Origin of the sequence: Chryseobacterium kimseyorum (genome assembly GCF_025971945.1) — a bacterium.
In the GTDB taxonomy this organism is placed as follows: domain Bacteria; phylum Bacteroidota; class Bacteroidia; order Flavobacteriales; family Weeksellaceae; genus Chryseobacterium; species Chryseobacterium kimseyorum.
On record NZ_JAPDHW010000009.1, the window covers coordinates 1 to 21,459 of the forward strand.

Genomic DNA, 21,459 nt, shown 5'->3' on the forward strand with positions numbered 1-21,459 from the left:
AGTGGAGAGCTGGATAGAGCTCCTAAATATTAGTAGGCGAAAATTTTTGCTATCATTTAATATTCTCGTCAAGTATAGGTCAATAGTTTTTTTAAAATGCATCCGGGATTAGAATTGTCAATTTCACTTAAGCTTTCGGGACACTTAAAATAAATTTAATAGGGAGCGTGCTTTTCGGTCAATTCATTTTCTCTATCTCCCTAATTATTTTTTACCACTTTTTTGATCAGATAAAGTGTGAAATCCTTTGTAAATTGGTAGTTCAAAACCTTATTAAATAAATAGATTTATGGAAAAGAGAAAAATAAAAAATACAGATTTGTTGGCAGCTCCAATTAATTTTGGTGGGAATGTTTTTGGCTGGACTTTGGATGAGCAGGAGTCTTTCAATATTTTAGACCTGTTTACAGGAGGTGGTTTTAACTTTATTGATACAGCAGACACGTACTCATGGTGGGTCAATGGAAAAGGTGGACAGTCTGAAGAAATTATTGGCAAATGGATGAAGCAAAGAGGAAATCGTGATGAACTTGTCATTGCGACAAAAGTTGGTTCTGAGACGAAGGAGCATGATTTTGATATCAGTAAAAAACATATTTTGAAATCTGTTGACGAGTCTTTGGCAAGGCTCCAGACGGATCATATTGACATTTATTATACTCATTTTGATGATCATAAGACTCCGGTTGAAGAAACGTTGGAAGCTTACGACGAAATCATTAAAGCAGGAAAAGTTCGTTATATCGCAGCGTCAAATGTTACTCCTGAAAGATTGAGAGAATCTTTTGAAGTTGCTGATAAAAATAATCTTCCTAAATACGTTGCTCTGCAACCACACTATAATTTACTGGAAAGGGAAAAATTTGAAACTGAGTATGCTGATTTAGTGAAAGAATATGATCTGAGTGTCTTTAGCTATTGGTCTTTGGCTGCAGGATTTCTGACGGGAAAATACAGAACGGAAGAAGATCTCGCGAAAAGTGCTAGAGGAGAAGGCGTAAGAAAGTATCTTAATGAAAAGGGTAGTGAAGTTCTAAAGGCATTGGATCAAATCAGCGAAAAACATGAAACCACGCAGGCTTCTGTGGCTCTGGCCTGGCTGTTGGCAAACCCATTAGTTACGGCACCTATTGTAAGTGCTACGAGCAAATCGCAGTTAGAAACTTTATTTCAGGCTCCTGAATTAAATTTAAGCTCTGAGGACATTGAACTTTTGAATAAAGTGAGTCAATAAAGGTCTAATAAAAGCATAAAATAAAAATCCCGGCACTTTGAAACTTCAGTGACCGGGATTTTTGTATAACTGTTGTGAATTAAATAACGCAACTTATTTAAGGGTAAACTTTATTTTTGTTTTAATAGCATCTGAAGAGTTTCCAATTTGTGCTTCAAAATCTCCGGGTTCTGCGACCCAATCATGTTTTTGGATATCAAAATAACTCAAAGCCGTTTTATCGATAGTAAAACTCACTTCTTTTTGTTCGCCAGGATTTAAGAATATTTTTTCAAAACCTTTCAGCTCTTTTGCAGGGCGTTCGACAGATGACTTTACATCGCTAATGTACAGCTGAGCTACTTCAGCACCGGCCTTTTTACCTGTGTTTTTTACCGTAACCGTGAATGTAATTTTATCATTTTGAGTCATGCTTATCCTGTCGGCTTTTGCTTTTCCAAATTCAAAAGTGGTATAACTTAAACCGTGACCGAAGCTGAATAAAGGCTTGATTTTTTTAGTATCATGCCAACGGTAGCCTACAAAGATGCCTTCGTTGTATTTTATGTTGATTGGGTTTTTCTGATCTTTACCTTTTCCGGCAGCCAGCTCTTCTTTGTTTCCGGGATATTCTCCCATGGCATGAGCAGAATTATCTTCCAGTTTTACAGGGAATGTGAAGGGTAGTTTTCCTGAAGGATTCGCATCACCTGATAGAATAGAAGCAATTGAGTTCCCGGCCTCAGAACCCAAATACCAGCCCTGAACTACTGACGGAACATCTTTGATCCACGGCATCGCTACTGCATTACCACTTACCAAAACTACAGTAAAGTTTTTATTGGCTTTTGCCAGCGCCGAAATCACGTTATCCTGATTATACGGAAGTCCATAACTTTTTCTGTCATTTCCTTCGCTGTCCTGAAAGTCGGATTTGTTTAAACCACCAACGAAAATAACATAATCAGAATTTTTTGCCAGCTCCACCGCTTCATTTAATAATTCCTCAGGGGAACGGTTATCTTTCAAATCCTGACCGGATTTCACACCGTTGTATTCTCCACCCACATCGCCTACATATCCTCTTGCGAACTGTACATCAGAATTTTTACCGAATCTTGCTTTGATTCCATCTAATGGTAAAGTTTCGTATTTCACTTTTAATGAAGATGAGCCTCCGCCGACGGTCATTACTTTGATCGCATTTTCACCAATGACTGCAATTTTTTTAGTTTTATTTAAATCGATTGGAAGTATATTTCCCTGATTTTTCAACAAAACGATTCCTTCTTCACCAATTTCTTTTGCGACTGCTTTATGTTCTTCAGAAGCGATGTTTCCGAAAGGTTTTTTGGTATTCATCGTTGTTTTGTAAGCCAGACGCAAAAGTCTGGTCACTTTATCATCAAGCTCAACCGTTCCTACTTTTCCTGATTTAATTAGATCTAAATAGGGTTTTGCCAAATAATAGTTGTCGTAAGCATTTCTGGTTCCGGCAGAGAGACCATTGGTCCAGCTTCCAAATTCAACATCAAGCCCGTTTTGAATGGCCTGTTCGGTATTATTAACCGCACCCCAGTCTGAAACCACTACACCTTTGTATTTCCACTCTCCTTTAAGAATATCATTTAAAAGGAATTTGTTTTGGCTGGCATACTGGTTTTTATACATGTCATAAGCACCCATAATCGTCCAGGAATCTCCCTCAGTCACTGCCGCTTTAAAAGGTGGAAGGTAAATTTCATATAGCGTTCTATCGTCTACAATAACGTTGCTGGTATGACGGAACATTTCCTGATTGTTTAAAGCAAAATGTTTTACAGAAGTTGCCACCCCATTCGATTGTACACCCTGAATGTAAGGAACCACCATTTTAGAAGTTAAATAGGGATCTTCACCCATGTATTCGAAGTTTCGACCGTTTAAAGGTGTACGGTAAATATTAACTCCCGGTCCTAAAAGGATATCTTTCTTTCTGTATCTTGCTTCTTCACCTAATGCTCTACCGTAGTTCCAAGACATTTTCTTATTCCATGTTGCGGATAAAGCTGTCAAAGCAGGGTAGGCGATGATGGAGTCATTCGTCCATCCGGCCTGATCCCATTCGTCCCACATAACTTCGGGGCGAACGCCGTGCGGTCCATCGGTAGTCCAAAATTCAGGAATTCCCAATCTTGGAACTCCGGGCGAACTGAACTTTGACTGCGCGTGAAGCATCGCAATTTTTTCTTCAAGCGTCATTCTGGATAATGCATCCTGAACCCGCTGTTCAACAGGTTTTGATTCGTCTAGATAAACAGGAGTAGTATTGGTTTGAGCCATTGCGGAGGCAGATATTAGCGTAAACAAACTTAAGAGTACAGTTTTCTTCAACATAAAAAACTTTTTATTTGATTGATTACAAAAGTAGGTAAAATAATTATTATCTCAAATTGAGAAAATGAGTTTTTATGCAAATGGTTATTTATAACCATGGAGTTAAGGATCTGAGATATTGGACTCGAGACTATAAATTATGGTTTATGATTTGAATTTTGAAATTAGGTGTTCTGATGTTTCTAATTAGATGTGTAAATGTGATCATATGTTGAGATGAGTTTTTTGTAGTGCATGGAAATGTTGATACATGCAGGATTTCATAAAATCTTATGTCAGTAGTATGTTCGGCAAAAGCTAAAGCTGTATTGTAGAAAGAAATCTTGGACGTTTTAAAACTACCCCGTCTTTTTGCTTTGCAAAAATCCACCCCTTCGAAGAAGGGGAATTACAAGATTAGCGTGTTTTACTATTAAAGTGTAATTATTACAGGTGTAAAGATGTTTTAATGAGAATTTGTATACTACGACGGAGATTCGAATAGCTAAATTTTGTAGTGGTAAAAAATCTTTTTATAGCAGGATTTAGTTCAAAAAAAATTCCCCTTCACAGAAGAGGAATTTTAATTTCACGGACAAACATCAAACATCAAACATTATCTATCAACCATCAATCATCCAACATCAGTTCCAGCCTTTCACCGCCCCACCTTTAAATATTTCTCTGGCTTTGTCTTCCACTTCTTTAGACTGGTAGGCTTTTAAAAAGTTCTTTACTTTGTTCTCGTTCTTATTGTCTTCTCTTGAAACAACGACATTCATGTAGGGCGAATCTTTATCTTCTTTAAAAATTCCGTTTTTATCAGCATCCAAACCGGCCTGAGCTGCAAAATTATTGTTGATAATCGCAATCACAACTTCTTTATCATCCAGAACTCTCGGAAGTTGGGGTGCTTCAATCTCGAGAATTTTCAGTTGCTTTGGATTTTCAGCGATGTCGGTTACCTTAGGCAGTAATCCGATGCCGTCTTTTAATTTTAATAAACCGTTTTTCTGTAGTAAAAGCAGCGAACGGCCGCCGTTGGTAGGATCATTAGGAATAACGATTGTGCTTCCGTTCTGAAGTTTACTGACGTTTTTTATCTTTTTTGAATAGGCAACAATAGGGTAGACAAAAGTGTTTCCGATCACCGCTAATTTGTAACCGCGCTGTTTAGACTGCTCATCAAGATAAGGAACGTGCTGGAAAGCGTTGGCATCGATATCGCCATTGTTCAGTGCCTCATTCGGAACTACGTAATCATTGAATGAAACCAGTTCCACCTCAAGATTGTATTTCTCTTTCGCTACTTTTTTTGCAGTTTCGGCAATCTGCTGTTCCGGTCCGGAAGTGATTCCTACTTTGATGAAATTGGGATCATCTTTTTTTGGAGAATTACACGCTCCGAACAAAAGCAGTCCTGCTGCTAAACTTAGAATTTTTATTTTTTTCATTGTAAATTATTTTTTTTTGTTTTAATGGTTGGGTGAGGGATGTTGGGTGCTGGAAGAGGAGGGCAAGGAGAAATCTAATTCACTATTTATTCTCAATCAATTTTATCTCTGATAAAATCCTTGCACCTTAAATCGCTAAACAGAAAAAAAAATACTAGCGTGTCCGCGTTTAACGAACTTTCAAACGCTCAGACTCTCAAACTCTCAAACCCTAAAACTCTCTCACTCTCCAACTCATCTATGATCAACCCTTTTCGCCAATCTGTCGCCCGAAAATTGAATGATAAACACCAAGGCGACAAGCAATCCAAGCACGAGATTCATTATTAAAGCATCGTAACCGATATATCCGTACTGATACCCGATCTGTCCCAATCCACCGGCTCCAACAGCGCCACCCATTGCAGAGTAGCCGACTAATGTGATTAAAGTAATCGTTGCATTATTGATGAGTGAAGGCAAAGCTTCAGGCAATAAAACCTTTTTAATAATCTGAAGCGGTGTTGCTCCCAAAGCTCTCGCAGTTTCAATCAGTCCATTTGGAATTTCGAGAAGACTGTTTTCTACCAGTCTTGCAATAAACGGAGCTGCCCCGATACTTAATGGAACCAGTGCAGCATTCATTCCGATGGAAGTTCCGACGATTGATCTTGTGAAAGGAATCATCCACACAATCAGAATAATAAAAGGAATTGACCTGAAAATATTCACCAAAACCGACAGAATTCTGTTGTAAATGGTATTTTCCAGAAGCTGTCCTTTTCGGGTAACGAAAAGCAGAATCCCCACCGGAAGACCTAACACGAAACCGAAAAATCCTGAAACAAAAGTCATGTAAACGGTTTCCCAAACTCCTTTTGAAAGAAGCGAAATTACAGAGTCACTAAGCATATCCTTTTAAAGTATTTTGAATATTATTCTGATTAAAATAATAAATGGCTTTCTGATTTTCATCACCTTTACCTTTCAGATGCAAAAGAAGTTTTCCAAAGTTGGAATCGCCCAGATATTCCACGTCAGCTTTCAGAAGTTTATACGGAATTTTATACTGATCGTAAATAATAGAAAGCAGTTCTTCAACGCTTATTTTTTCGTTTAATTCAATTTCAACCAGCGGAAAAAGTCCGTCTTGCGGCTCTTTCTGCAGTTTTTTGCTGAGTTCTTGCGGTATGGTCATAACTCCTGAGTTTAAAAATTGTTTGATGATAGGATTTTCTCTGTTGGAAATAATTTCACTCAAAGTTCCTTTAATTACTAAATGTCCTTTATCAATGACAGCAACGTGGTTACAGATCGCTTTGATGACTTCCATTTCGTGAGTGATCAGTAAAATCGTGATTCCTAGACGATGGTTGATGTCTCTCAGTAACTGCAGAATAGATTGCGTCGTTGCGGGATCCAGTGCGCTGGTTGCCTCGTCGCAGAGCAGGAGATAAGGATCGTTGGCCAAAGCTCTTGCAATCGCAACCCTTTGCTTTTGTCCGCCAGATAAGCTTTTCGGATAGTCGTTCGCTTTGTCTTCCAGCCCGACAATTTTTAAAAGTTCATTTACCTTTCCATGGATTTTTTCTTTACTTAAATTATCAAGCTCTAGTGGAAGCGCAATATTTTCGAAAACAGTTCTTGACGACAGCAGATTAAAATGCTGAAAAATCATCCCGATCTTTTTGCGTTCTTTCGCCAACTGTTTTGAACTTAATTGGGTAAAGTCGGTACCGTTTATGATGATCTGTCCCTCATCCGGTCTCTCCAGAAGGTTGACTGTTCTGATTAAAGTACTTTTTCCGGCTCCAGAAAATCCAATGATGCCGACGATATCACCTTTTTCAATACTGAGATTTACATTTTCCAAAGCTTTAAAAGACTGTTTCTTCTGATGAAAAGTTTTAGATATATTTTTAATTTCAATCATTTTTAATGAATCTTTGTTAAATAGAAAAGGCTCTACAACGTGGTAAAGCCTTTAAAAATATGTCATAATAAAAAGTAAGGTCATCCACTAAAATTCACATATAAAGGCACACAGCATAGCATCATCAAATAATTGATGGTCATCATCTTCATAGAATGGTATCTGAATTTTATACTCCTGTTCATTTCCTAACTCATTACGGTTGCAAATATAGAACATAAATCTTTATTAGTCTACTTTTTTGGTAGACTTTTTATTGTTTCGTTTGTAAGCTTTTGATTTTTAGCTCATTATTTTTAATTTGATTTACTATTTCAGTTTTCATTTAAATTAAATTATTTTAAAATCATGAAAATTCAAATCATCAGCGATTTGCATCAGGAATTTGGTCTTACTGATTTATCTTTTGATAACTCGGATATAGTCGTATTGGCAGGTGACGTCAATTTGGGAACAAAAGGAGTCGAATGGATTAAAAATAAAATTCCTGATAAGCCGATCATTTACGTCCTTGGAAATCATGAATATTATAAAGGATCGTATCCAAAAACTTTAAATAAAATTAAAGAAGCATCAAAAAATTCCAATGTGCAGGTATTGGAAGATTCTTTTGTAGACATTGAAGGAATTAGATTCCATGGGGCAACCTTATGGACAGATTTTTCGATTTTTGGAAGTCCGATGGCTTACGGAAGTCTTTGCCAAGCTCAGATGAATGATTACAAATTGATCAGGCGCGATCCGTCATATTCAAGAATGCGGAGTATTGATACTTTCAAAATTCATCAGATATCAAAACATTGGCTCAAAGAAAGTCTCGAAGCTTCAAAAGGAATGAAAAATATTGTCGTTACGCATCATGCACCGAGTCTGAAATCTGTTCCTGAACATTTTAAAAACGACCCTGTCACTTCAGCGTATGCTTCCAACTTGGAAGATTTCATTGAAGAACATCAGCCGATGTATTGGATTCATGGGCATATTCATACGCCTTCAAGATATAAAATTGGCGGAACCGAAATAATCTGCAATCCTCACGGTTATGTTACTGAAAAATATAATAGCTATGAAAAGGAACTTATTATTGAGGTCTGATATAAAATTTCTCAAACAATATTTTTCGTCATCCTAAACATAAAATTCAAAAAAAATCCCGACTTTTGCACCCCTTTCTATAACCCGATTATTCATGAAACTTTGTATTGCCGAAAAACCCAGCGTTGCCAGAGATATTGCCAAAGTATTGGGCGCAACCATGCCTAAACAGGGCTACATGGAAGGAAACGGCTACTGTGTGACTTGGACTTTCGGGCACCTTTGTACGCTCAAAGAACCTCATGACTACGGCCCGCAATATAAATCCTGGAATTTGTTTTTGCTGCCGATTATTCCCAGCAGTTTCGGGATAAAATTAATTCCCAATAAAGGGGTTGAAAATCAATTTAAAGTTATTGAAAGACTGGTTGCCGAATGTGATGAAGTCATCAATTGCGGAGATGCCGGGCAGGAGGGAGAACTCATTCAGCGTTGGGTTTTGCAGAAGGCAAAGTGCGACAAACCTGTACAGCGTTTATGGATTTCTTCATTGACAGAGGAAGCCATTAAAGAAGGTTTTGAAAAATTAAAGCCTGCCGAAGATTACAAAAATCTCTATCTCGCAGGAAATGCAAGAGCAATCGGAGATTGGTTATTAGGAATCAATGCGACCCGACTTTTCACTAAAAAATTTGGCGGAAATAAAGCGGTTTTATCCATTGGAAGGGTGCAGACACCTACTTTGGCGATGCTTGTTCAGCGTCAAAAAGAAATCGATGCTTTTTCTACCGAAGAATATTGGGAACTGAAAACAAAGTACCGTGACGTTATTTTCAATGCCGCAATCGATCGTTTAAAAACGTTAGACCGGGCAGAAAAAGGTTTGGAGTATCTGAAGGTCAATCCTTTTGAAATTCTTTCATTCGAAATTAAAGAAGGAAAAGAAAAAAATCCAAGACTGTTTGATCTGACCGGACTTCAGGTAGAAGCCAATAAAAAATTCGGCTACTCAGCAGACAGCACTTTAAAATATATTCAGAGTCTTTACGAGAAAAAACACGTTACTTATCCGCGTGTTGACACGACCTATCTATCTGAAAGTTTATATCCGAAAATTGGTGGAATTCTTCAAAGCATGGTCATTTACAAAGAATTGATTTCGCCTTTACTGGAACAGCCGATCCCGAAATCGAAATCGGTTTTCGATGATGCTAAGGTGACGGACCACCACGCCATTATTCCGACAGAAATTCCGCCTTCGCAAAATTTGACACGGGAAGAGAAATTGATTTATGATTTAATCGCAAAACGTTTTATCGCTGTTTTTTATCCTGAATGTAAGATTTCAAATACTTTGGTGGAAGCTCAGGTAGGAACGATTCCTTTTAAAACAAGCGGAAGACAGATTCTTGAACCTGGTTGGAGAGCTGTTTATGCTAAAGATGCCAAAGAAGAACCGACCGATAAAGATAAAGAGAAGGAGGAAGAACAGACGATTCCTGAGTTTAAAGTAGGGGAATCCGGACCTCACGAACCGATGATTCATCAGGGAAAAACATCGCCGCCAAAACCTTATACCGAAGCAACTTTACTTCGAGCCATGGAAACCGCAGGAAAGCAGGTGGATGATGAAGAGCTTCGAGAAATGATGAAGAATAACGGAATTGGAAGACCTTCGACCCGAGCCAACATCATCGAAACACTTTTCAAAAGAAAATACATCGAGAAAAAAAGAAAGAATCTTATTGCCACGCAAACCGGAATTCAACTGATTGATACTATTGAAGACGAATTGCTGAAAAGTCCAGAACTGACAGGAGAGTGGGAATTAAAACTCCGTAAAATTGAAAGTGGTGAATATGAAGCCAACCAGTTCAAGGATGAGTTGATTCAGATGGTGACGGAACTGACCAAAAAAGTAGTGGATGGAAAAGCCAAAGTCTTCACCTTACATGAGGAAAAAGAAGAAGTAAAAGAGAAGAAAAAACGCGAACCGTCTGTTAAAAAAGAATTGCAGTCCTGGGAAGAAACCCAATGCCCGAAATGCAAAGCACACAACCTGATGAAAGGAAAAACCGCAGTCGGATGTTCCGATTTTAAAAACTGCGGCTTTAAAGTATCTTTTGATATTTTCGGAAAAAAACTTTCAGATAAACAGTTGATGGATTTGGTTTTAAAAGGAAAAACTTCAAAATTAAAAGGGTTTACCAAGCATCCTGAAAGTATCACAGAGGGAATGGTCTCGCTTTCTCCCGAGTTTTTAACGGTTTTGCAGTAGTAAAGGTTGGACGCTGGAAGTTCACGTAGCCATCAAATCAGACCTTGTCCAATAGTGAATCCTTGGTTGCTATAGAAAAATGGCAATCATTAAACATTGAACTTTAAACATCCGTCTATTTCAAATAAAGTTTCATCCTCGCTTCATATTCAGGCTTGGTTTTCAGTAATTTCCAAATCTTTTTATCATCAGGATTACTGATTCTGTAGAAGATAATTTTATCCGCAGAATATTTAAAGTAAGGATGATTTTTCAGCCATTCTTCGGGTGCATCTACCAAAGTATGCCGTTCAACTTTCGAATTGTCGAGTGGAGCAGTGCTGAGTAATTTCTGTACCAGTTCTTTGTCAATATTATAAGTTTCCAAAATCTGTTCTTTGGTCATAAAGCCGCCCAGTTTTTTTCTGAAACCAATCATTGAGCCAGCACTTTTTTCATCTAGTCCAAATTCTAACAGCTGTTTGAAAGTGATAGAATTCATATCAACTTTTGAGAAATCGGTTTTTTCCTGTTTAAATTCCGGCTTTCTCTCATCAGAACTTTTTGCCATGGTAGCGGTATTGAACTTGATAAAAGGTTTTAACTCTTCAAATTTTTCGGCTGAAATCACAAAACAGTTTTTAATATCATCTAATGTTTTAAAGCTTCCTTTTAGATTTCTATCACGGTAATTGACAATAACGTTTGCCTGTTTTTCAGAAAATCCTAAGTTTATCCAACCGTTCACATCCAATGTGTTTGGGTCAAAAGAACTTTGTGGAGTTTTATGTTTTATTAAAATTGACTTTCCTGCATAAGCATTAAAATTGGGCGGAGTTTTTTCAGGTAAAATCAGATAGGGCTCAAGTTTCGCGTAGTTTTCTTCATTGATGATAAAACATTCTTTAAACTTCTCTTTACTTACAAAACTTCCACCGAGATAATTTTTATATTTTAAAATTGCGGCGGCCTGCTTTTCAGAAAATCCCATATTTTCCCAATCGTTTTGCGAAAACCGATCCGGATTAAATTTTCTTGTAATGTTTAAAGATTTCTTTTCAAAGGTTTTGAAACCTGAATTTCCTTTCGCTTCGGCATTAGTTTCAGGCAGTAAAATAAATGTTTCAAGCTGATTAAATTTGTCTTCCGAAATTGCGTAGCATTTTTTAAACTGTTCTTTCGAGATAAATTTTCCGCCGACAATCTGCTTATATTTTAAAATCGTTGCTGTCTGTTTTTGTGAAAATCCGAGCTTTTGCCATTGGTTTTCGTCTAAGTCATTTGGATCAAATTCAGAAAGAGATTCTATGGGTAAACTTTCAGAAATAAAAGTGACTTTAGGAAATGGTTCGTCAGATTTCTCGGTATATTTCTGAAAGCCCAGAAGAATAAGTAGGAGCAGTCCGAGCACTGCCATCTTTTGGTAATAACTTTTTCTCATCTGTTTATTTTATGTTTTCTATGGTGAGATATCAAGGATTTAAGCAATTTCATCGTCAGATGAAATATCTCAAAAGTGAAATATCTTAGAATAAAGTTAAGAATTTATTTAATTCAAAACTTAATTCAAATAAAAAATTATTTAAACAAACGTTTGGTAATCAGATGTTTTACCGTAGAATTGGGGTTTTCGAAAAGGGAATTATTTTGAATCTTAGTGAATAATCAAATTAGAATTTCTGTAGTTGTAAAAATTAAGATTTGATTCTAAGTTAAAATTTTTGAAATGAAAATTAAGACTTTGTTCTTTGTTTACTGATTAACTGTACCATCGAACCTAGAAAAAGTCCAATCAGTGCACTTCTCAGAAACATATTAAATTTAAAAATAAAACTGATGATGACAAGGCATAATAAAATCCAGGCAATCGATATTAAATATTTTTGATTTGTAATTTTAATCATTCGAAAAAAGTATTTTACTCGGAATCCTTTTCAACCAGAGAATCCTTTAGTTTCAGCAATTCAGCTTTCACAAATTCCAACCGGTCAATTAAGGTCACCGTCTCAGAGATTTTTGAATTGGTCGTCAGCGCGATTCTCGCTCCATCAAGCGTGTAGCCTTTTTCTTTCACCAAATGATAGATGATTTTCAGGTTTTTGATGTCTTCAGGTGTGAAATAGCGGTTTCCTTTCTTGTTTTTTTTAGGTTTAATGATAGGGAATTCCTGTTCCCAATATCTTATCAATGAAGCGTTTACGTCGAATGCTTTGGCAACTTCTCCTATCGAATAATACAGTTTGTCGGGTAAATTTGTCTTCATTTTTGATAATCCTGAAAATTCAAAGATAATTATTTTTTAAACCACTTCGCAAATCGTAAATTGTAAACTTTAAATTTAGAAGAATGAAAAATATATTGAATGTTGCTCTTGTTGGTTTAGTTTTGGCATTTCTCAGTTGCAAATCAACAAAATACGAAGCTATGTTTGAAAACACCGAACCGAAATTAATTTCAGATCAGTTTAAATTTACCGAAGGTCCTGCAACCGACAAATCAGGAAATGTATACTTTACCGATCAGCCCAACGATAAAATCTATGTTTGGGACTGGAAGACTGACAAAATCGAACTTTTTTCAGATAAAACAGGTCGCGCCAACGGAACTTATTTCGACGAAAATGATCGTTTAATAACCTGCTCCGATAACGAAGGTGAAATCTGGAAAATCGGTAAAGATAAATCAGTAGAAGTTTTATCCAAAGGTTTTGAAGGGAAGAGATTAAACGGTCCTAATGATCTTTGGCTTGATGGAAACGGTGGGATTTATTTTACAGATCCTCTGTACGAAAGAGATTATTGGGAAAACTTCAAAGTAGAAATTCCTGAGAAAAATCTGTATTACAGAAATAAAGATGGAAAAATTACAAAGCTTGAAACTTTCGTTCAACCTAACGGAATTATCGGAAGTATCAGCCAGAAAAAACTTTATGTCTCCGATATTGATGCCGGGAAAACGTATGTTTACGATATTCTAGGCGACGGAAAATTATCTGAAAAGAAATTATTTTGCGAAATGGGTTCTGACGGAATGACTTTGGATAAAGAAGGAAACATTTATATCACTGGAGATGGCGTGACCGTTTTTAACAGCAGAGGCGAAAAAGTTCACCACATTAAAATTCCTGAAGACTGGACGGGGAATATAACTTTTGGCGGCGAAAAAAATAATATTCTGTTTATTACCGCTTCAAAATCGGTGTATACTTTACCGACGAAAACATCTGCACTTAAGTAAGCTGTTTTACCAAAAAATTAGCAAAAGTTTTTTACATTGAAATTATAAAGACTTTAGAATTAAAGAAAAAAAGAAGGATCTTACGAGTCCTTCTTTTTTGATTCTATACCTTAAATAATCACAATGGTATTTCCTTGTGTGATTCTTTTGATGAAAAATTTAGTACGCCACTTCCATTTTCACTTTCTTACCTTTCAGTTTTTCAGTGCTCAGTTTTTTCAGTAATTCTCTCACTTTAGTTCTTGAAACCGCCACATAGGATGTCGTGTCTTTCACTTCAATCAGACCTAAATCTTCTTTCTGCAGTTCTCCTTTTTTCAAAAGATACCCAACAATATCTACTTTATTTACTTTATCTTTTTTTCCGGCGCTGATGTAAATCGTCTGAAAAGGCGGATTGGCAGGAACTTTCGAAAACTCCTTTACCGATTCTTCAGGTGTATCTTTTCTGATGAAAGGAAACTTTTCTTCCTCTGTCATTACCAGATAAGCAAATCCTTTGGCGTTCATTCTCGCTGTACGGCCGTTTCGGTGAATGAATGCATCTTCTGTCGTTGGTAACTGATAGTGAACAATCGATTCAACTTCAGGAACGTCTAAACCACGCGCAGCCAAATCGGTTGTGATCAAAACTCTGGCCGTATCATTTCTGAATTTCAGCAAAGCGCGCTCTCTTTCATCCTGCTCCATACCGCCGTGGAAAGTTTCTCTGGCAATTCCTTTATCCAATAGCAAATCTGCAATACGGTCTACTGTTTCTCTGTGATTACAGAAAATCAATGTCCTTTTATTTCCTATTTTACAGATTAAGTGGAATAATGTATCAAGTTTTTCCTCAGAAATTGTCATTACTTTTCTTAACTGAATATCAGGCTTATTTTCACCCAATTTTAAGAAATCGACTGTTTTTTCATCTTTCAGACCTGTAAATTTCGGAATCTCGTCCATCGAAGTTGCTGAAGTCAGAATTCTCTGAAAAAGGTTGTACATATTTTCAATGATATATTCCATATCATCATGGAAGCCTAATTCCAAAGCCTTATCGAATTCGTCTAAAACTAAATTTTTTATGGTTTTTACATCGAGATTTTTATTTCTCATGTGATAGGCAATCCTACCCGGAGTTCCGATTAACACTGCCGGAGCTACCTTAAGATTGTTCATTTCAATCTTTTTATCATGACCTCCATAGCAGACTGTTACTTTAAAATCTGTTCCCATCGATTTAAAAACCTGCTCGATCTGCAAAGCCAGTTCTCTTGCCGGAACCAATATCAAAGCCTGAATTCCTGTAGATTCCTTCTTTAAATTTCTGAGAACTGGAAACAGAAAAGCCAGTGTTTTCCCCGAACCTGTAGGCGAAAGTAATACAACATCCGTGTTATTTTCCGTAGTTTTGTATGTAGATTTCTGCATCTGATTCATATCCTGAATCTGCAGTTTTTTGTAAATAGATTCTAATTCCATTTTGCAAAGGTAGGAGATTTTGGATTTATATTGCTGAAGGAATTTCGAGAAGCGATTTTAAATTTACTTTAACACTGATACTTCGGAGCTAAATCTTCTGTACATAAAAACTCTATCAAAACAAGTTGTAATTTTTTTCGTAATATTTATTTCCTGATAATAACTGTAAAAATCCCAACCTTCAATGATAAGCAACCATTGCTCATCACAAAATTTATATTTTTTTAAAGAGTTATTTTTTTTTGCTAATATTTTATCTAAATTTTCATCAGTGAAATCAGGAATGACTCCGAATGTTGACTCCAAATGAGTTGAGTTAGTAATATTATCATTTCTTGTTATAGCAATTGTTGAAATTTCAATGGGGAGTTTGCGGTAGCCTTGAGCCAGAAGTTGTTTTTTTATTTCATTATTTAAATCACCCCAATCTAATTCCAGATTTTCAAAATGAATTGTTTCATATGAATTTAAGCTAGCAAACTCTTTAACGCAAAACTTTTTTAGATTCTCAATGACTAATTTTCTGTTATTCTGTTTAAGTTTGATCTTATTATTCAGTGTAATATCAATAACAAATTTGAAAGGTAATTCATCTTTGAGTTTTTCTATTACATCATAGTTGAATTTGATTTGTCCCTCTCTACTGCCGATAGACTTCTCATCGTAAACAGCTTCTGTTATTTCAATTCCAATAATCTTCCCACTTGGCAACTTGTAAATTACGTCAGGAGCATCGCTAAATTCAGCTGTTCCAAACGGCATGTTTTTAAATGCTTTTTGGAATAGCTTGAAAATGGATTTTTCTTCGAAAGTATTCAATTCATTATTGTTTTAAATTATTTGATTTAAAATAAAAGTATTTAATAATTGCCATTAATCAAAAATACCATCATTGACAAAGATGAAAAATGTAACCTTGAAGCGAATATAAAAAAACAATCTGCATGAATTAAAGATTATTTTAAAGAACTTTGTAACCATCAACCATTATCCCATGACTCCCGAGAAAAAACAACTCATGACCGACAGTTTCAACCGCTCAGAAACTTTAAAATTTTACAATGCCGAACTTCTTGAAGTAGAAACCGATTTTGTTTCGATTAAAATTCCTAGAATGGAAATGATGACCAGAAGTGCAGGAATGTTCAACGGCGCAATGATTGCCTCGCTTGTTGATGTTTCTTCCGGTTACTCAGCGGTGAGTCATTATCCTGAAGATGCATATGTTGTAACGGTTGAACTGAAAGTAAATTACCTTCGTCCTGCAATTGGTGATGCTCTCATTTCAAAAGCTTACGTTGTGAAAGGCGGCAGTAAAATAAGTGTTATAAGAACAGAAATTTATACCGTGAGTGAAGACCGTACATCAGAAAGTCATGTTGCCACTTCTTTGGTAACGATGATGAAAATTAAATAAATTTAAAATTAGATTGGTTATGAATTTCGAATTCATCGATGTTTGCGAAGACTTGGAATGACATTTGTTTAAAATAGCATAACCTTAAAAAAATAAATTATGAACTTAATAATTCGACTTTTGATCACGGCAGTAGTTGCTTTTTTACTGACTAAAATTCTACCGGGGGTAGAATTTGCTGGCTTTGGAACCGCTATTATCTTTGCCGTTGTTTTGGGATTACTCAATCTATTTGTGAAACCTATTCTAAGCCTTTTCGGTCTGCCTCTTACGATTATCACTTTAGGACTGTTCGCTTTGGTCATTAATGCCGCAATAATTCTGATTGCCGATTATTTTATCGATGGAATGGCAGTTGATGGATTCTGGTGGGCATTTGTATTCAGTATCTTATTGACTCTTGTGACTTCTTTAGCTAATTCGATGTTTGCAGATAAAGATTAAAGAATTTTCTACGTAAACATAGCTTAAGAAATTCAAATAATACAAACAACCCTGCCAGCGTTTTAAACGCTGGCAGGGTTGTTTCGCTAGTATCACAAAAAAAGAATAAAATATTTTCAGAAAATTCTTTCAAACCTTATGTAAGCGCTAGCAGTTTAGTGAAACTGATATATTTTTTTTAATAAAAAACTTTGCGTGCTCTGTGTTCAAATTCCAAAGCATTGATAAAAATTAATTACAGAATCTTACAATTGGAATTAAACTAAACTGATAATTTCCTCGCTCAATTTTATTTTAAATATTAACTTTGGCATTCTTTGAAATTAATATGAATTGATGAATAAAAAATTCTGAAATTCTTTTAAAATGATTCTTTTATGAAATTAAAACACAGTCTGCTCGCTTTGGCAGCGCCACTTTTAATGAATGCACAACAAGTAATGACTCCTGAAATCCTCTGGACTTTGAAAAAAGTGGGAGTACAGGCAGTCTCTCCCGATCATTCTTCACTGATTTATAAAGTCGGACAGGTAGATCTAAAAACTGAAAAAACAAAAAGTGAAAACTACTTTCTGAACGTGATCAATAATCAGTCTTCTAAAATTGATTTAGGCAAAAAAGCATTAATTCAGTGGGATAAAAATGGACTGTACGCTCAGGAAGGTGACAAGATTTTCCTTTCAAAAGACAGTGGAAAAACGTGGGCAGAATTTTACACCATTGGGGAAGTGGATAATATTGTAATTTCTCCTGATGGAAAGAAAATAGCGTTCAGCAAGCAGGTTTTGGTTGAAAAACTCATGGGAAAAGATAAATATGCTGACACTCCAAAGACTACGGCGCAGGTTTATACTGATTTGAACCACAGACACTGGGATTATTTCAATGAAGGAAAATACAATCACGTATTTGTGGTTGAAACATCTTCAAATATAGATTCAGCAAAAGATTTACTGGAAGGGAAGACCTGGGATTCTCCGCAGAGACCTTTTGGCGGAGCGGAAGATTTTGTTTTCAGTCCGGATTCTACCCAACTTTTATATGTTACGAAACCAAAGAGCGGTAAAGAGTATTCAACAAGCACCAATACCGATATTTTTGCATACGATTTAGCTTCAGGAACAACAAAAAATTTAACTGAATCCAATAAAGGTTACGACGTCAACCCGAAATTCAGTCCGGACGGAAAATCTCTGCTTTGGCAAAGTATGGAGAGAGACGGCTACGAAGCCGATAAAAATGATATCAAACTGATGGACTGGAAGTCAGGAAAGACTTCAAACCTAACGAAGGCTTGGGATGAAAGTGTTTCCGGAGATGTGTTTTGGGGAGGAGATTCAAAAGCAATTTACTTCACTGCAGCTTTCAGAGGAACAAAGCAGCTGTTTACTTTAAATCCTAAAGATTCAAAAGTTCAGCAGATTACCAAAGGTGACTTCGACATCAATGAAATATTTGCAGATCAGAAAAATTCACTCTTGGTTTCAAAAACTGACATAAATCATGCCTCAGAAATATTCTCTGTCAATCTTAAAAATGGAGAATTAAAGCAGATTACCGATGCCAATAAAGATACTTATGCAAAGTTAGCACAGGGGAAATCTGAACTGAAAATGGTGAAAACCACAGACGGAAAAGAAATGGGAGTATGGTTTCATTATCCACCTAACTTTGATCCAAATAAAAAGTATCCAACTTTAGTATATTGCCAGGGCGGACCACAATCTGCATTAACTCAATTCTTCAGCACAAGATGGAATTTTGCTTTAATGGCAGCCAACGGATACATCGTTGTTGCCCCAAACAGAAGAGGTATGCCGGGCTGGGGAACGAAATGGAATGAAGAAATCTCTAAAGACTGGGGCGGACAACCGATCAGAGATTATCTGGCGGCAACAGATTTTGCTAAAACTCTTCCTTACGTTGATGGCGAAAGGGTAGCAGCAGTGGGAGCAAGCTACGGTGGTTACAGTGTATTTATGCTGGCTGGAGTTCACAATAACCGATTTAAAACATTTATCGCTCACGATGGTTTGTTTGATATGAAATCATGGTATCTAACAACTGAAGAACTTTGGTTTGCCAACTGGGATTTAGGTTCTCCATGGGAAAAACCTCTTCCAAAAGCTTACACCGAATTTAACCCAAGCAACTTTGTAGATAAATGGAACAGGCCTATCATGATTTTCCAGGGTGGAATTGACTTTAGAGTTGGTTACGAGCAGGGGCAGGAAGCTTTCCAGGCTGCAAAACTGAGAGGTCTGAAATCAAAATTTGTCTATTTCCCGAACGAAAATCACTGGGTTTTACACCCGCAAAACGGTTTGGTTTGGCAGAGAGAGTTTTTTGATTGGTTAAAAGAAACTTTGTAGCAAATATTCCCACTAGAATTCCTCTCTCTTGAAAGGGTGGCGAAAATTCAAGTGGTAATAATGAAATAATCAATAGGAGCGGGCTTTAGCCCGCTTTTTGTTTTCAAAGCAGAAGGCTTTAGCCAAAATTTATATATTTGGATCATGGAAAACCGTATTTCTTCATTTCCGCCAATCATCGACCAGCACTCAAAAATTTTAATTTTAGGTTCAATTCCAGGTGTAAAATCATTGGAAAAACAGCAGTACTACGGTCATCCTCAAAATAAATTTTGGAAAATTATTTTTGAACTGCTTTCTGAAGAATTCACAGATGATTATGTGGATAAAATCAATATTTTAAAGAAACATAAAATCGCACTTTGGGATGTTATCGATTCCTGTGAAAGAAAGGGAAGTTTAGATTCCGAAATTAAATTCGAAGAGGCTAATCAGATTGAAGCTCTTTTGGATAATCATCCGAACATTCAGGCAATTTTCTGTAATGGAGGAAAATCTTATAAAAATTTACAGAAAATTTTAGGCAAAAATTTTAGAGTTCCGATTTACCTATTACCTTCAACCAGTCCACTTCACACGATTTCTTTCGATAAAAAACTGGAAGATTGGAAAAAGATTTCAACATATCTTTAAGGTGAATATTTCATTTGAAAAAGATATATTTGTGTTTCGCAAATGTTTTTAATATGAAAAAAAGTCTTATATTCTTATTTTCCTTCTTGTCGATATTTTCTTTATCTCAAGAATATCATTTTGATTATAAATGCTATGAGAATGAAACACAGCTAAAAGGTTCTTATAAAGGACAAAAGAGAACCACATTAGTTTATTTTAATTCACAGAATAAAAGTTTTATTGCTTACGATTACAGTTTTTCAGGAGAAATAAAAAGAAGATTTTTTTTAAGAGATAATTATAGAGGTAAGTTGAGCTCATATTCCATCAATAAAAAGAGTGAATTTCTGAGTTTAAAATTTTTAGAAGTTTCTACATTAAACAAGTATAGGGATGAAATAGAAGTAGAAAATATAGAGGTAGAAAATATTATAAAAAATGTATTTATAATCAAAGCATCGACAATAGATAAAAAGAACTCGACCCTTGAGTTGATAATTAAAGTAGAGAAGAGTAATTTTCCAATGCCGGAAATTAGATTTATGGACTTAACGGATAATATTCATTCTAAAATTTACAAAGCACTCTTGTTACATTTAGATTCTCCAAATTATAGAATTGTTGATGTTGTAACTGATTACAAAAATGGAGTAATTATGTATGATGACTTTTCAAACTGTGAAAAAATAAATGTAAAGTTTTTAGCAGGCCCCCCTCCCCCCAAAAAGAAATCTAATATATTAAACTAATTTTGATCTTAAAAAAAGCGACTAATTAAGTCGCTTTTTCAATATGTAGAACAAAACTATTTCTCCATAACATACACCTCTTCATAAGGCTGTATCAATACCCATCCATTCCCGGAAAACTTCATCTGAAATTCTTCGCCGCTTCCTCTGCCAATCAAGCTCTTAAAAGAAACATTCGTTTTCAGTTCAGGGTTTAGATTTCCAGACCAGGCAACCGTTGCGTTGGGATCAGTGAAAACAGGAGCATCGGGAGTAACCATTAATGTCAATGGCTCACCATGAGTAGTAATCGCAATATGCCCGGTTCCTGACAGTTTTACCTGGAAAAGTCCGCCAGACATCATTCCTGCAATACTTTTCAGCATCGTAATATCGCTTTTAACACTTTGTTCGTGTGCCAAAACATCATTTCCGTTGACGAAAAGGGTTTCATTGTTTAAATAAAGAATTCTGACCTTTTTTCCAGAGTCGGCAACATACAGCCTGCCTGTTCCTTCAGCTTTCATCAGTTTTGCCCCTTCTCCGCTCAATGCTTTTTTCAAAAGATTTCCAAGTCCGCCGGAAAGCATTCCCTGTCTTTCAAAGTTTACATTTCCTACATACCCAACCATGCTTCCGTTTTTTGTCCAAACCGCCTGATTGTTGAGGTTGATTTCTAAAAGTGCAGGTTTCTCCAGCTCAAAATAATCTTTTTCAAGTGGATTTTCTTTGGTCTCTCTTACGAATTCGTCTAAAGAATATTTGCTCATCAATGTAATTTTTTATTCTCACTAAAATAGTCATTTTTATTGAATAATTTACTAAAATAAAAAAATGTCATGCTTTGAAATCCCTGCCAGTACCGATAGTAAAATAAAGACTTGACAAAGGGGTATCGAATGTTGTATATTTGCAGTCCGAAAATTACATCCGTAATTTTTACATAATTTTTA

Annotated in this window: 18 protein-coding genes; 9 read left to right on the forward strand and 9 right to left on the reverse strand. The window is 36.0% G+C overall.

Annotation, left to right across the window (positions count from 1 at the left end; all coding sequences use genetic code 11):
* Window positions 1-289 precede the first annotated feature (289 nt).
* The gene (locus OMO38_RS13240) at window positions 290-1,234 is read left to right on the forward strand and encodes an aldo/keto reductase (RefSeq protein WP_264750677.1); all 945 of its coding nucleotides are present in this window, start codon (window positions 290-292) and stop codon (window positions 1,232-1,234) included.
* A gap of 93 nt (window positions 1,235-1,327) precedes the next feature.
* Here OMO38_RS13240 and OMO38_RS13245 read toward each other — a convergent pair whose 3' ends face one another.
* From OMO38_RS13245 to OMO38_RS13260, 4 genes are all read right to left on the reverse strand, one after another.
* Window positions 1,328-3,589, reverse strand: a complete 2,262-nt coding sequence (locus OMO38_RS13245; RefSeq protein ID WP_264750678.1) for a glycoside hydrolase family 3 C-terminal domain-containing protein — start codon at window positions 3,587-3,589, stop codon at window positions 1,328-1,330.
* A 623-nt stretch (window positions 3,590-4,212) separates the two neighbouring features.
* On the reverse strand, window positions 4,213-5,022 hold the full coding sequence (metQ, locus tag OMO38_RS13250; RefSeq protein WP_264750679.1) for a methionine ABC transporter substrate-binding lipoprotein MetQ: 810 nt from the start codon (window positions 5,020-5,022) through the stop codon (window positions 4,213-4,215).
* Window positions 5,023-5,256: 234 nt separating this feature from the next.
* Window positions 5,257-5,913: a methionine ABC transporter permease MetI gene (gene metI, locus OMO38_RS13255; RefSeq protein ID WP_264750680.1), complete on the reverse strand. Its 657-nt coding sequence runs from the start codon at window positions 5,911-5,913 to the stop codon at window positions 5,257-5,259.
* Window positions 5,906-6,934 (reverse strand): methionine ABC transporter ATP-binding protein, encoded by a 1,029-nt coding sequence (locus OMO38_RS13260; protein WP_264750681.1) that lies wholly within the window; start codon window positions 6,932-6,934, stop codon window positions 5,906-5,908. The genes metI and OMO38_RS13260 overlap by 8 nt, the downstream gene beginning before the upstream one ends.
* A 348-nt stretch (window positions 6,935-7,282) precedes the next feature.
* Between OMO38_RS13260 and OMO38_RS13265 the strand changes: the two genes are divergently transcribed.
* Window positions 7,283-8,029 carry a metallophosphoesterase gene (locus OMO38_RS13265; protein ID WP_264750682.1) on the forward strand — a complete coding sequence of 249 codons (747 nt, stop codon included), beginning with the start codon at window positions 7,283-7,285 and terminating at the stop codon, window positions 8,027-8,029.
* Window positions 8,030-8,123: 94 nt separating this feature from the next.
* Complete coding sequence (locus tag OMO38_RS13270) at window positions 8,124-10,247, forward strand: type IA DNA topoisomerase (protein WP_264750683.1); 2,124 nt, start codon at window positions 8,124-8,126, stop codon at window positions 10,245-10,247.
* Window positions 10,248-10,362: 115 nt separating this feature from the next.
* Here the strand turns inward: OMO38_RS13270 and OMO38_RS13275 are convergent, their stop codons facing one another.
* Window positions 10,363-11,667: a helix-hairpin-helix domain-containing protein gene (locus tag OMO38_RS13275; RefSeq protein WP_264750684.1), complete on the reverse strand. Its 1,305-nt coding sequence runs from the start codon at window positions 11,665-11,667 to the stop codon at window positions 10,363-10,365.
* Between the two features lie 477 nt (window positions 11,668-12,144).
* Window positions 12,145-12,489, reverse strand: a complete 345-nt coding sequence (locus tag OMO38_RS13280) for a MerR family transcriptional regulator (protein ID WP_034757421.1) — start codon at window positions 12,487-12,489, stop codon at window positions 12,145-12,147.
* 83 nt (window positions 12,490-12,572) lie between these two features.
* Between OMO38_RS13280 and OMO38_RS13285 the strand changes: the two genes are divergently transcribed.
* Window positions 12,573-13,463 carry an SMP-30/gluconolactonase/LRE family protein gene (locus OMO38_RS13285; RefSeq protein ID WP_264750685.1) on the forward strand — a complete coding sequence of 297 codons (891 nt, stop codon included), beginning with the start codon at window positions 12,573-12,575 and terminating at the stop codon, window positions 13,461-13,463.
* Window positions 13,464-13,622: 159 nt separating this feature from the next.
* Here OMO38_RS13285 and OMO38_RS13290 read toward each other — a convergent pair whose 3' ends face one another.
* Together OMO38_RS13290 and OMO38_RS13295 are read right to left on the reverse strand one after the other, a co-directional pair.
* The gene (locus OMO38_RS13290) at window positions 13,623-14,930 is read right to left on the reverse strand and encodes a DEAD/DEAH box helicase (RefSeq protein WP_264750686.1); all 1,308 of its coding nucleotides are present in this window, start codon (window positions 14,928-14,930) and stop codon (window positions 13,623-13,625) included.
* A gap of 63 nt (window positions 14,931-14,993) precedes the next feature.
* Window positions 14,994-15,749: a hypothetical protein gene (locus OMO38_RS13295; RefSeq protein WP_264750687.1), complete on the reverse strand. Its 756-nt coding sequence runs from the start codon at window positions 15,747-15,749 to the stop codon at window positions 14,994-14,996.
* A gap of 175 nt (window positions 15,750-15,924) precedes the next feature.
* Between OMO38_RS13295 and OMO38_RS13300 the strand changes: the two genes are divergently transcribed.
* The 5 genes from OMO38_RS13300 (at window position 15,925) to OMO38_RS13320 (ending at window position 20,527) form a co-directional block, all read left to right on the forward strand.
* Window positions 15,925-16,347 carry a PaaI family thioesterase gene (locus OMO38_RS13300; protein ID WP_264750688.1) on the forward strand — a complete coding sequence of 141 codons (423 nt, stop codon included), beginning with the start codon at window positions 15,925-15,927 and terminating at the stop codon, window positions 16,345-16,347.
* A gap of 99 nt (window positions 16,348-16,446) precedes the next feature.
* Window positions 16,447-16,791 (forward strand): phage holin family protein, encoded by a 345-nt coding sequence (locus OMO38_RS13305; RefSeq protein ID WP_264750689.1) that lies wholly within the window; start codon window positions 16,447-16,449, stop codon window positions 16,789-16,791.
* 377 nt (window positions 16,792-17,168) lie between these two features.
* Window positions 17,169-19,163, forward strand: a complete 1,995-nt coding sequence (locus OMO38_RS13310) for a S9 family peptidase (protein WP_264750690.1) — start codon at window positions 17,169-17,171, stop codon at window positions 19,161-19,163.
* 144 nt (window positions 19,164-19,307) lie between these two features.
* Window positions 19,308-19,796 carry a DNA-deoxyinosine glycosylase gene (locus OMO38_RS13315; protein WP_264750691.1) on the forward strand — a complete coding sequence of 163 codons (489 nt, stop codon included), beginning with the start codon at window positions 19,308-19,310 and terminating at the stop codon, window positions 19,794-19,796.
* A gap of 53 nt (window positions 19,797-19,849) precedes the next feature.
* On the forward strand, window positions 19,850-20,527 hold the full coding sequence (locus OMO38_RS13320) for a hypothetical protein (protein WP_264750692.1): 678 nt from the start codon (window positions 19,850-19,852) through the stop codon (window positions 20,525-20,527).
* A 56-nt stretch (window positions 20,528-20,583) separates the two neighbouring features.
* Here OMO38_RS13320 and OMO38_RS13325 read toward each other — a convergent pair whose 3' ends face one another.
* Window positions 20,584-21,276, reverse strand: coding sequence for an AIM24 family protein (locus OMO38_RS13325; protein WP_264750693.1), 693 nt, complete (start codon window positions 21,274-21,276; stop codon window positions 20,584-20,586).
* Window positions 21,277-21,459: the final 183 nt, after the last annotated feature.